Raw genomic sequence first — 12,198 nt, 5'->3', positions numbered from 1 at the left:
GATACGATAGAATGCGGACAATTAATCCCTAAAATAAAAATAGCGGGCGTGCCGTTTTCAGACGACCTTTGTCCCGTGTACCTGCCATGAATACACTCAAACACATCGTCCTTATCGGTGTCGGGCTGATCGGAGGCTCGTTCGTGTTGGACTTGAAACGGCTCGGATTGGTCGATACGGTAACCGGCATCGATTTGGATCGCGACAACCTTGACCGTGCGCTTGAACGGCGCGTCATCGATCGTGCCTACACACAAATCGACGCTTTGAGTATGCACGAAGCGGATTTGGCCGTTATCGCTACGCCTGTTTCCACATTTCCAGACATTTGCCGCACCGTCCGACCTTATTTGAACGCGCATACCGTGGTTACCGATGTGGGCAGTACCAAACAATCTGCCGTTCAGGCTTTCCGCAGCGTCCTGCCCGAACATTTGTCCCGTTGCATCGCAGCCCATCCGATTGCAGGCTCTGACAGGAACGGCGCGCTTTCCGCACAGTTCGGATTGTTTCAGGACAGGAAACTGGTGATCACGCCGCACGGGGAAGAAGATGAACAGGCGGTCAGCCTGGTTGAAAACCTGTGGCTGGCAGTCGGGGCGCAAACTTTCCGCATGAGCGCGGAAGAACACGATGCCGTTTTTGCTGCCGTTTCCCATATGCCGCATCTTGCCGCCTTCGCCTACGTCCACCAAATCGCCGATCATCCCGACGGTCGGCGTTACCTCGAATTTGCCGCGACGGGCTTTCGTGATTTTACGCGCATCGCATCCAGTCATCCCGCCGTATGGACGGACATCTGCCTTGCCAACAAAAACAGCCTGTTGGATTTGATTGGCGGCCTGCGTACCCAGTTATCCGAACTCGAACGCATCCTGTCCGAAGAAGACCGCGCCGCCCTTTACCGCTATTTTGCCTCTGCCAAACAAACCCGTGATGAATGGCTGGAACGGCAGTAGCAGGTTTGAAAGAGCAGTTTCAGACGACTTTTATATAAGACCTTTATATAAATAGATAGTTAAATCAGATCGTCTGAAAACAAAGCTTCGTCAAAACCCTTTATCCGAACAGGACAACTCTTGCTATAATTGCCCGATAGACACAATAAGCCCGCAAAGACACACCATGAGCCACACTCCGTTATTAGACACCATCCATCTGCCGCAGGATTTGCGCAGGCTGGATAAAAGCCTGCTGCCGCAGGTTGCCGCCGAATTGCGGGCATTCCTACTCGAATCCGTCGGTCAAACCGGCGGGCATTTCGCCAGCAATCTGGGCGCGGTCGAGCTGACCATCGCCCTGCACTATGTGTATAACACGCCCGAAGACCATTTGATTTGGGATGTCGGCCATCAAAGCTATCCGCACAAAATCCTCACCGGCCGCAAAAAACGGATGCACACCATGCGCCGCTACGGCGGCTTGGCGGGTTTCCCCAAACGCAGCGAGTCCGAATACGACGCGTTCGGCGTAGGGCATTCCTCCACCTCCATCGGCGCGGCTTTGGGCATGGCGGCGGCAGACAAACTCTTGGGCAGCGACCGCCGCAGCGTCGCCATTATCGGCGACGGCGCGATGACGGCGGGGCAGGCGTTTGAAGCCTTGAACTGTGCGGGCGACATGGACGTGAACCTGCTGGTCATCCTAAACGACAACGAAATGTCGATTTCCCCTAACGTCGGCGCGCTGCCGAAATACCTCGCCAGCAACGTCGTGCGCGATATGCGCGGCGTGTTGAGCACAATCAAGGCGCAATCGAGCAAGGTTTTGGACAAGCTGCCCGGCGCGATGGAGCTTGCCCAAAAAGTCGAACACAAAATCAAAACGCTGGCGGGCGAAGCCGAACACGCCAAGCAGTCGCTGTCTTTGTTTGAAAACTTCGGTTTCCGCTACACCGGCCCCGTGGACGGTCACAACGTCGAGCATCTGGTTGACGTATTGAAAGACTTGCGCGGCCGCAAAGGCCCGCAACTGCTGCACGTCATCACCAAAAAGGGCAACGGCTACAAACTCGCCGAAAACGACCCTGTCAAATACCACGCCGTTGCCAACCTGCCCAAAGACATTTCAGACGACCTCAAAACCGCAACGTCGTCTGAAAAAGAAAACAAGCCCGCCGCCAAACCGACCTATACGCAAGTGTTCGGCAAATGGCTGTGCGACCAGGCGGCGGCAGATTCCCGATTGGCGGCGATTACCCCCGCTATGCGCGAGGGCAGCGGACTGGTCGAATTCGAACAACAATTCCCCGACCGCTATTTCGATGTCGGCATCGCCGAGCAGCACGCCGTTACCTTTGCCGGCGGTTTGGCTTGCGAAGGCATGAAGCCCGTCGTCGCCATTTATTCCACCTTCCTCCAGCGCGCCTACGACCAACTGGTGCACGACATCGCCCTGCAAAACCTGCCCGTTTTGTTTGCCGTCGACCGTGCGGGCATCGTCGGCGCGGACGGCCCGACCCATGCCGGTTTGTACGATTTGAGCTTCTTGCGCTGCGTGCCGAACATGATTGTTGCCGCGCCGAGCGATGAAAACGAATGCCGCCTGCTGCTTTCGACCTGCTATCAGGCAGACGCCCCCGCTGCCGTCCGCTATCCGCGCGGCACGGGAACAGGCGCGCCCGTTTCAGACGGCCTCGAAACCGTAGCTGTCGGCAAAGGCATCGTCCGCCGCCAAGGCGAGAAAACCGCATTCATCGCCTTCGGCAGCATAGTCGCCCCCGCATTGGCGGTTGCCGAAAAACTGAACGCCACCGTCGCCGATATGCGCTTCGTCAAACCGATAGACGAGGAACTCATCGTCCGCCTCGCCCAAAGCCACGACTACATCGTTACCGCCGAAGAAAACGCCGAACAAGGCGGCGCAGGCAGCGCGGTGCTGGAAGTATTGGCGAAACACGGCATCTGCAAACCCGTTTTTCTTTTGGGTGTTGCTGACACCGTAACCGAACACGGCGATCCGAAAAAACTTTTGGACGATTTGGGCTTGAGTGCCGACGCGATGGAAAAACGCATACGCGGATGGCTGCCGGCAGCTTGAATTAAAGCTGCTAGCAAATAACGCCGCGCCGTTGCAAGCAATGAATAAAGGTCGTCTGAAAACTGATTTTCAGACGACCTTTGTCCTGTTTTCGATACGGTTTATTTATCGGCGTATTGCGAGTGGACGGAAATGACGGGGCTGATGATGTGTGCTGTATCAAAAAAGTCTATGCCGTTGTTTCAAATTACATAGATAGAGACCTTTGCAAAATTCCCCAAAATCCCCTAAATTCACACCAAGACATTTAGGGGATTTTCCATGAGCACCTTCTTCCGGCAAACCGCACAAGCCATGATCGCCAAACACATCGACCGCTTCCCATTATTGAAGTTGGATCAGGTGATTGATTGGCAACCGATCGAACAATACCTGAATCGTCAAAGAGCCCGTTACCTTCGAGACCACCGCGGCCGTCCCGCCTATCCACTGTTGTCCATGTTCAAAGCCGTCCTGCTCGGACAATGGCACAGCCTCTCCGATCCCGAACTCGAACACAGTCTCATCACCCGCATCGATTTCAACCTATTTTGCCGTTTTGACGAACTGAGCATCCCCGATTACAGCACCTTATGCCGCTACCGCAACTGGCTGGCGCAAGACGACACCCTGTCCGAATTGCTGGAACTGATTAACCGCCAACTGACCGAAAAAAACCTAAAAGTAGAGAAAGCATCCGCCGCCGTCATTGACGCCACCATTATTCAGACCGCCGGCAGCAAACAGCGTCAGGCCATAGAAGTCGATGAAGAAGGACAAGTCAGCGGCCAAACCACACCGAGTAAAGACAAAGATGCCCGCTGGACAAAGAAAAACGGTCTCTACAAACTCGGTTACAAACAACATACCCGTACCGATGAGGAAGGCTATATCGAGAAACTGCACATCACCCCCGCCAATACCCATGAGTGCAACCACCTGTCGCCTTTGCTGGAAGGCATTGCCGAAGGTACGACCGTCTATGCCGATAAAGGCTACGACAGTGCGGAAAACCGGCAACATCTGAAAGAACATCGGTTGCTGGACGGCATTATGCGCAAAGCCCACCGCAACCGTCCGCTGACGGAAGCGCAAACCAAACGCAACCGATATTTGTCGAAGACCCGTTATGTGGTCGAGCAAAGCTTTGGTACGCTGCACCGTAAATTCCGCTACGCCCGGGCAGCCTATTTTGGTCTGCTCAAAGTGAGTGCGCAAAGCCATCTGAAGGCGATGTGTTTAAACCTGTTGAAAGCGGCTAACAGGCTAAGTGTGCCTGTTGCCGCCTAAAAGGCGGCCCGGATGCCTGATTATCGGGTATTCGGGGAGGATTAAGGGGATATTTGGGTAAAATCAGGAGCAATTAGGGGCGGAAATAGACGAAAACCTGTGTTTGGGTTTCGGCTGTCGGGGGGAAGGGCTTTTTTGCAAAGGTCTCAGATAATGGGTACAGGTATTTTTCTTTGGACATATCGTGAATCTTTGTTCAGACGACCTGTCGGCGGGCGTCTGAACACGCAGATAGGAACTGACATGCAAAAAAACATCCGCGCAGCCGCCGTGCAAATGATTTCGTCCACCGACCCCGATGCCAACATCGACACCATGAAACGCCTCGTACGCCAAGCAGCCGAACAAGGCGCGGACTGGGTGCTGCTGCCTGAATATTGGCCGCTGATGGGGCGCAAGGATACTGACAAACTGGCTTTCGCCGAACCTTTAGTCGGTAGCAATTTTAGCGAAACTCGCTACGCTCGTTTTCAGACGACCTTGAGCGAGACGGCGGCGGAATGCGGCGTGGTGCTGTTCGGCGGCACGATTCCGCTGCAAAGCCCTGACGCGGGCAAAGTGATGAACACGATGTTGGTGTACGACCGCGATGGCACGCAAATCGGGCTGTATCATAAAATGCACCTGTTCGGTTTTTCAGGTTTGGGCGAACGCTATGCCGAGGCGGACACCATCAGCGCGGGCGGCAATGTGCCGAAATTGGCTGCCGACGGCGTGCCGCTTGCCGCAGGTGTGTGCTACGACTTGCGCTTTCCCGAGTTTTTCCGCACCCAGCAGCCGTTTGACGTTTTGCTGCTGCCCGCCGCCTTCACTTACACGACAGGTAAAGCGCATTGGGAATTGCTGCTGCGCGCCCGAGCGGTGGAAAACCAATGCTACGTCATCGCTTCGGCGCAAGGCGGCGAACACGAAAGCGGTAGGCGCACGTTCGGTCATAGCATGATTATCGATCCGTGGGGCGAAATCTTGGACATATTGCCCGAAGGAGAAGGCATCGTCATTGCCGATTTGGACGCTGCGAGGCTGCAAAGTGTACGCACCAGACTGCCCGCTTTGAAGCACAGGTTGTTGTGAAGATGATTAAAACGTGATTCAAGCTTGTATAGTGGATTAAATTTAAACCAGTACGGTGTTGCCTCGCCTTAGCTCAAAGAGAACGATTCTCTAAGGTGCTGAAGCACCAAGTGAATCGGTTCCGTACTATCTGTACTGTCTGCGGCTTCGTCGCCTTGTCCTGATTTAAATTTAATCCACTATATCAGGTGCGTTCATTCGGTTCGCCAAACGGCATAACGTAAAAAAGGTCGTCTGAAAACAGTTTCCATTTTTTGAAACGGTATTTTCAGACGACCTTTGCATTTGGCTAAACGGATAGCGTGTTACGCCAGCCCGTTTTGTTGCGCGTCTTGCAGGCGGGCTTCGAAGTTGCTCAGATTGACGCCTGCTTGTTGTGCGGCAGCGACGACTTCGGCGACGCTTGCGCCGTTTTGCACCTGATGATAGCCCCAGAGCAGGGAACAGCGGGTGCCGGTGCGGCAGTAGGCGAGGACAGGTTGGGGAACGCTTTTGAGCAGGTTTTGGAAAGCGGCGACATCGGCGGCGTTGATGGCGGGCGCGACGATGGGCTGATGGTGGTGTTCGTGGATGCCTGCGGCTTCAAGCCAGCTTTCGACTTGTTTGAACGAGGGTTGGTTTTCTTCTTCGCCGTCGGGACGGTTGCAGATGACGGTTTGGATGCCGAGTTTGGCGGCTTCTCGTACGTCTGCTTCGGTCAGTTGAGGGGCGATGTAGAGGTTGTCGGCAAGTTTTTGGATAGACATGGGTTTTCCTTTCTGTAAGTGGTTTTCAGACGACCTCGATCCGGTGTTTGAGGTCGTCTGAAAATCAGACTCGGTCATTATAAAGCCAGTTTTCAAATAATTCGCGGTCGGTAATGTAGAGGACGGCGGTGTCGGCTTCGGCGGCTTGGACGGTGATGTCGGCGACGTACAGGATGCCGGTGCGGAAGTAGTGGAGGCGGGCGGTGGCGCCGATGGGGAGTTGCGCCCACTGTGCGGCAAGGTCGGTGCAGGCGTAGCCGTCGATGGCGATGATTTTGTCCTGCGGGCAGAGGGCGGCGTTTTCTGCGCTGCCGCCGTTGAAGACGTGGGTCAAGGTGGCGTGGTCGCTGTTTTGTTTGAACCTTGCGCCGAAGTCGGACGCGGGGGCGGGCGTTTCGGTTGGCGGTTCGGACAGGAATGCGCCGCCGTGTCCGCGCGGCTGTGCCTGCCATTGCAGCCCGATGCCTATGGTGGCGAGGAGTTCGGCAAGGGGCAGGTCGGCGGTGGTGTAGAGGGTTGTCTGAAAAAAGTCTTCGAGGTCTAGGCCGATAAACGCTTGGCAACGGGCTTGCCATTGTTTTTCGGGAATGCCTTGCCGGGTGTCCAACCAATCGCGGTAGTGTTGCTGCATGACGCTGTCGAGGGTGTGTCGCCCACTGCTTTTGCTGCGGATGGCGAGGTCGAGGCAGAGGGCGGCGAGTGCGCCTTTTTGGTAGTAGCTGACGATGGCGTTGGGGCTGTTTTCGTCTTGTTTGTAGAATTTGTTCCAAGCAGTGAAGCTGGATTCGGCAAGGCTTTGTTTCAGACGACCTTTGGTTTGCTGCACGCGGGTGATGCTTTGGGCGAGCAGGCGCAGGTAGGCTTCGGGGGCGATGGTGCGGCTTCGGGCGAGGAAGAGGTCGTCGTAGTAGGAGGTGATGCCTTCAAATGCCCAAAGCTGCTCGGTGTAGTTTTCGCGGTCGAGGTCGTAGGGGGCAAAGGCGGCGGGTTTGATGGATTTGACGTTCCAGGCGTGGAAGTATTCGTGTGAGAACAGTCCGAGCAGTTGGGTGTAGGCATCGTTGGCGTCGGTCATGCCGTGCGGCGGCAGGCTGTGGCGGTCGGCGAGCAGGGCGGTGCTGCTGATGTGTTCCAGTCCGCCGTAGATGTTGTCGCCGACGTGGAGCAGGAAGAGGTAATGGGTGAACGGGGCAGGGGAGGGGAACATGGCCAGTTCGGTTTTGCAGATTGTGCGGATGTCTGACACGAGGCGGTCGCGGTCGAAATTGGGGTAGTGGCCGCTCAAGGCGATACGGTGCGGGATGCCGCCGGCTTCGAAATCGAGAAATTCGATGTTGCCCAGTTCGACAGGGTGGTCGATTAAGTCATGGTAGGAGGTCGTCTGAAAGCTGTGGATGCCGGTTTGGGGCAGGGTGGTGGCAATCCGCCATGTTTTCGGCAGGATGGGGAATTCGATTTGGTGCGCGCTGTTTTCTTGTCCGTTTACCTGCAAAAACAGGCACGCGCCGTCAAAGAACCCGCGTTCGGCAGTCAGAAACGAGCCGCGGACGGACAGGTCGTAGGCGTAAACGGTGTAGTAAATTTCCCACTCGCCGGACTGCGGGGCAATGCGCCACCGGTTTTTTTTGACTTGGGTCAGATGGGCATATTCTCCATTGCAAAAGGCGCGGATGGTGGTGATGTGGCGGGAGAAGTCACGTATCAGATAGCTGCCGGGAACCCAGTTCGGCAGGCTGATTTCTGTTTCCAAATCATGTTCTTGTCGGAAGGTTAGGCGGATGTGCCACTCGTGGGTGAGCGGGCTGGGGGTGATTTTGTAATTAATCATGACTATTAATGTATTTGTTAAATTTTATGAATAAAAAAGGTCGAATTATGCGGTTTGATTTATATCGATAAAGTCCCCTTCAAAAGGGAGACTTGAAAAAATAAAGTGGCGCTGTAGGGGAGGTTGTTAAATAATAATATGATTATAAAGTAAAAAATATAAAAAATCGATAAAGCCGCCAGATGGAGTGAAATGTAATTCCGCTTGGCTAGGCTTGTCTTATATGTTAAATTTAGAAAAATTTAAACCTAGCCCTTATTGCGTTTGTTTAAAACGCATACGGCAAAGTGAGATAAAAAATTTTTATTCCCATAATTCATGGAGACTCTCATGGACACACAAACTTATAACTACAAAGTGGTGCGCCAGTTCGCCATCATGACCGTAGTTTGGGGTATTGTGGGCATGTTGGTCGGTGTCATCGTTGCCGCCCAATTGTTCGCCCCAGCCCTTGATTTATCAGATGTCGGCCCTTGGTTCCACTTCGGCCGCCTGCGTCCGTTGCACACCAATGCGGTGATTTTTGCGTTCGGCGGTTGCGGTCTGATGGGTACATCATACTACGTTGTTCAACGTACCTGTAATGCACGCCTGTTCGGCGGTTGGCTGCCGGCATTTACCTTCTGGGGCTGGCAGGCAGTTATCGTTGCGGCAATCGTCAGCCTGCCTTTGGGTTATACCCAAGCTAAAGAGTATGCCGAATTGGAATGGCCTATCGACATCCTGATCGCTTTGGTTTGGATTGCTTACGCCATCGTATTCTTCGGTACGATTGCTAAACGTAAAATCAAACATATCTACGTTGCCAACTGGTTCTACGGCGGTTTCATTTTGGCCGTTGCCCTGTTGCACATCGTCAATAACCTGAGTATTCCTGCGGGCTTCATGAAATCCTATCCGGTTTATGCGGGTGCAATCGATGCTATGGTTCAATGGTGGTATGGCCACAATGCCGTAGGTTTCTTCCTGACCGCAGGTTTCTTGGGCATGATGTACTACTTCGTGCCGAAACAGGCAGGGCGTCCGGTTTACTCTTACCGCCTGTCCGTCGTCCACTTCTGGGCTTTGATTTTCACCTATATGTGGGCAGGTTCCCACCACTTGCACTATACCGCGCTGCCTGACTGGACTCAGTCCTTGGGTATGGTGTTGTCCCTGATTCTGTTCGCACCTTCTTGGGGCGGTATGATCAACGGTATCATGACCTTGTCCGGCGCATGGGACAAACTGCGTACCGACCCTATCTTGAAATTCTTGATCGTTTCTCTGTCCTTCTACGGTATGTCCACCTTCGAAGGTCCGATGATGTCCATCAAATCCGTCAACGCTTTGAGCCACTACACTGACTGGACCGTTGCACACGTTCATGCCGGCGCATTGGGCTGGGTGGGCTTCGTGACCATTGGTTCCGTGTACTACATGATTCCCCGCCTGTTCGGTAAAAATGAAATGTACAGCACCAAATTGGTGGAAGCGCATTTCTGGATTGCGACCATCGGCGTGGTTCTGTATATCGCCTCCATGTGGATTGCAGGGGTATTGCAAGGTCTGATGTGGGGTTCTTTGAATGCGGACGGTACTTTGACCTACTCGTTTGTAGAGTCAGTTAAACGCACCATGCCTTTCTACATGATTCGTTTCACCGGCGGCCTGCTGTACCTGAGCGGTATGTGTATCATGGCATACAACGTTTACCGTACGGCCATCAGTGGCAAAGCGGTTGATGCCGAGATTCCCGCGGTGTCTCAAACCCAGCACCACTAAAAACATAAGAAAAGGCTACCAAAATGAAATTACAACAATTAGCTGAAGAAAAAGTCGGCGTCCTGATTGTATTTACCCTGCTTGTAGTCAGCGTAGGCCTGTTGATTGAAGCCGTGCCGCTGTTCTTTACTAAGGCAGTCACCCAGCCTATTGAAGGTGTGAAACCTTATAACGCTTTGCAAGTGGCTGGTCGCGACATCTATATCCGCGAGGGTTGTTACAACTGTCACTCTCAAATGATCCGTCCGTTCCGTGCGGAAACCGAACGTTACGGCCACTACTCCGTTGCCGGCGAGTCTGTTTATGACCATCCGTTCCAATGGGGTTCCAAACGTACCGGTCCGGACTTGGCACGTGTCGGCGGCCGCTATTCCGACGAATGGCACCGCATCCACCTGCTGAATCCGCGCGACGTTGTGCCGGAGTCCAATATGCCCGCTTTCCCATGGCTTGCCCGCAACAAAGTCGATGCCGAAGCAACCGTGGCGCATATGAAAGCCCTGCGTAAAGTCGGTACGCCTTACAGCGATGAAGAGATTGCCAAAGCACCTGAAGCCTTGGAAAACAAATCGGAGCTGGATGCGGTGATTGCATACCTGCAAGGCTTAGGCTTGGCATTGAAAAACGTAAGGTAACATCATGGACGTAAACTGGGCCCGCTCGCTCTTTACTGTTTGGGTTTTTATCAGCTTTATCTTAGTGCTTTATATCGTTTTCAACCGACGCAATAAAAAGAACTACGATGATGCCGCCAACAGTATTTTCGAAAATGATGAGGATAAAGAGTCGTCTGAAAAAGACGGGCGATAACAGTTTAGTCCGTGATCACGGAGCAAAATAATGAACACAGCAACCCAATTTACCAGCAATTTCTGGAATATATACATTGCAGTCATCGTCGTGCTCAGCTTTATCGGCTTGGCATGGCTGCTGCTTTCCCAAAACGTTGTGAAGCGTCCTAAAAAGGGCGAAGAGGTCAAAACGACAGGCCATCAATGGGACGGTATCGAAGAATACAACAACCCGTTGCCACGCTGGTGGTTTTGGCTGTATGTCTGCACTTGGTTGTTCGGTATCGGCTACCTGGTCATGTATCCGGGTTTGGGCGATTATAAAGGACAGTGGAAATGGAGCAGCCACGGACAATATGATCAGGAAATGGCTAAAGCAGATCAGAAGTACGGCAAAGTTTATGCCAAGTTTGCCAATATGCCGATTGAGCAAGTGGCAAAAAATCCTGAAGCACGCGCCATCGGTCAAAACCTCTTCAATACCTACTGTATCCAATGTCACGGTTCTGATGCCAAAGGTTCCAAAGGCTTCCCGAATTTGACCGACAACGATTGGTTGTGGGGCGGCGAACCTGAGAAAATCCACGAGACCATTGAAAAAGGCCGTACGGCGACGATGGCGGCATGGGGTCCTGCATTGGGTGAAGAGCGGGTAAAAGATGTGGCAAACTATGTCATGTCCTTATCCAAATCCAAAGACCAATACGATGAAGAACGTGCCGCACGCGGTAAAGTATTGTTCAGTGGTCCACCGGCAAACTGCTTTACCTGTCACGGCGACAAAGGTCAAGGTATCCAAGGACTGGGTCCGAACCTGACCGATAACGTATGGTTGTGGGGCGGTACTCAAAAATCGATTATCGAAACCATCACCAACGGCCGACACAGTCAAATGCCGGCTTGGGGTCGTTTCTTGGATAAAGACAAACTCCACATTATGACTGCGTATGTATGGGGTCTGTCCAACAAAGACGGCAAAGCGCCCGTGAAAAAAGCCGAACCTGCTCCCGCACCGGCACCTGCTTCTGCTGCTGCATCATCCGCTGACGCTTCATCTGCGTCCGCACCTGCACAAGCTGAAAAAGCAGCTTCAGCAGCTGATGCAAAAGCGGCCGCTCCTGCCGAAGCCAAGCCGGTGGAAAAAGCAGATGCTTCTTCTGCCAAAGTGGACGGTAAAGCCGTTTTTGAAGCTAACTGTAAAATGTGTCACGGCGGTACCATCCCTGGTGCTCCAGGCATAGGCAAGAAAGACGAGTGGGCCCCGCGCATCAAGCAAGGTAAAGATACCCTGCACAAACACGCGCTCGAAGGCTTTAACTCCATGCCTGCCAAAGGCGGTAACACAAGCCTGAGTGATGACGAAGTCAAAGCAGCGGTTGACTATATGGCCAACCAATCCGGCGCTAAATTCTAAACCGTAGAAATTAAAACGCACCTTTTCATAAGGTGCGTTTTTTTATGGTCAAGCCATCTGTCTTCATAGAGCAATTTAATTTCTGTCTTTATCTTAAATGTGTATGAAATACAGGGAACAGCTTATGGTTTGCTATGGGTCGCAAAGTAACTAATGAAACTAGTGAGACATATTAGGAGACCTTTGCAAAATTCCTTTTCCCCCGACAACCGAAACCCCAAACACAGGTTTTCGGCTGTTTTCGGCTGTTTCCGCCCCCAATCACTCCTTAAT

The 12,198-nt window shown here is 53.0% G+C and carries 10 protein-coding genes and 1 pseudogene; 8 read left to right on the top strand and 3 right to left on the bottom strand.

Annotated features, from left to right (window positions below):
* The first annotated feature begins 86 nt into the window (after positions 1 to 86).
* From MON37_RS08810 to MON37_RS08795, 4 genes are all read left to right on the top strand, one after another.
* Positions 87 to 959 carry a prephenate dehydrogenase gene (locus MON37_RS08810; protein WP_070635987.1) on the top strand — a complete coding sequence of 291 codons (873 nt, stop codon included), beginning with the start codon at positions 87 to 89 and terminating at the stop codon, positions 957 to 959.
* A 166-nt stretch (positions 960 to 1,125) separates the two neighbouring features.
* Positions 1,126 to 3,039 (top strand): 1-deoxy-D-xylulose-5-phosphate synthase, encoded by a 1,914-nt coding sequence (gene dxs / locus MON37_RS08805; protein ID WP_070635986.1) that lies wholly within the window; start codon positions 1,126 to 1,128, stop codon positions 3,037 to 3,039.
* 261 nt (positions 3,040 to 3,300) lie between these two features.
* Entirely contained in the window at positions 3,301 to 4,308 is a 1,008-nt protein-coding gene (locus tag MON37_RS08800; RefSeq protein WP_242883552.1) for an IS5 family transposase, read from the top strand.
* A 243-nt stretch (positions 4,309 to 4,551) separates the two neighbouring features.
* Positions 4,552 to 5,382 (top strand): carbon-nitrogen hydrolase family protein, encoded by an 831-nt coding sequence (locus tag MON37_RS08795; protein WP_039410255.1) that lies wholly within the window; start codon positions 4,552 to 4,554, stop codon positions 5,380 to 5,382.
* On the opposite strand, the pseudogene MON37_RS12505 reads toward MON37_RS08795, so the two are convergent.
* The 3 genes and pseudogenes from MON37_RS12505 to MON37_RS08785 form a co-directional block, all read right to left on the bottom strand.
* Positions 5,379 to 5,566, bottom strand: a pseudogene (locus MON37_RS12505) (hypothetical protein); the annotation flags it as partial. The gene MON37_RS08795 and the pseudogene MON37_RS12505 overlap by 4 nt on opposite strands.
* A 121-nt stretch (positions 5,567 to 5,687) precedes the next feature.
* A complete protein-coding gene (locus MON37_RS08790; protein ID WP_039410251.1) occupies positions 5,688 to 6,128 on the bottom strand; it encodes a TIGR01244 family sulfur transferase in 441 nt (146 codons plus the stop codon).
* Positions 6,129 to 6,192: 64 nt separating this feature from the next.
* Positions 6,193 to 7,956: a M61 family metallopeptidase gene (locus MON37_RS08785; protein WP_039410247.1), complete on the bottom strand. Its 1,764-nt coding sequence runs from the start codon at positions 7,954 to 7,956 to the stop codon at positions 6,193 to 6,195.
* A gap of 330 nt (positions 7,957 to 8,286) precedes the next feature.
* On the opposite strand from MON37_RS08785, the gene ccoN reads away from it, so the two are divergent.
* Genes ccoN through ccoP form a run of 4 tightly spaced genes read left to right on the top strand, consistent with a single transcriptional unit; the run spans position 8,287 to position 11,925 of the window.
* Positions 8,287 to 9,720, top strand: a complete 1,434-nt coding sequence (gene ccoN, locus MON37_RS08780; protein ID WP_203026403.1) for a cytochrome-c oxidase, cbb3-type subunit I — start codon at positions 8,287 to 8,289, stop codon at positions 9,718 to 9,720.
* A gap of 23 nt (positions 9,721 to 9,743) precedes the next feature.
* The gene (gene ccoO / locus MON37_RS08775; protein ID WP_009312365.1) at positions 9,744 to 10,355 is read left to right on the top strand and encodes a cytochrome-c oxidase, cbb3-type subunit II; all 612 of its coding nucleotides are present in this window, start codon (positions 9,744 to 9,746) and stop codon (positions 10,353 to 10,355) included.
* 4 nt (positions 10,356 to 10,359) lie between these two features.
* Positions 10,360 to 10,530 carry a cbb3-type cytochrome oxidase subunit 3 gene (locus tag MON37_RS08770; RefSeq protein WP_003757997.1) on the top strand — a complete coding sequence of 57 codons (171 nt, stop codon included), beginning with the start codon at positions 10,360 to 10,362 and terminating at the stop codon, positions 10,528 to 10,530.
* 30 nt (positions 10,531 to 10,560) lie between these two features.
* On the top strand, positions 10,561 to 11,925 hold the full coding sequence (gene ccoP / locus MON37_RS08765) for a cytochrome-c oxidase, cbb3-type subunit III (protein WP_081094574.1): 1,365 nt from the start codon (positions 10,561 to 10,563) through the stop codon (positions 11,923 to 11,925).
* The last annotated feature ends 273 nt before the right edge of the window (positions 11,926 to 12,198 follow it).

The organism is Morococcus cerebrosus (genome assembly GCF_022749515.1).
GTDB classification, from domain to species: Bacteria; Pseudomonadota; Gammaproteobacteria; order Burkholderiales; family Neisseriaceae; genus Neisseria; species Neisseria cerebrosa.
Note: the sequence above shows the minus strand (reverse complement) of the source record. Positions and strands in the feature narration are given on the sequence as shown.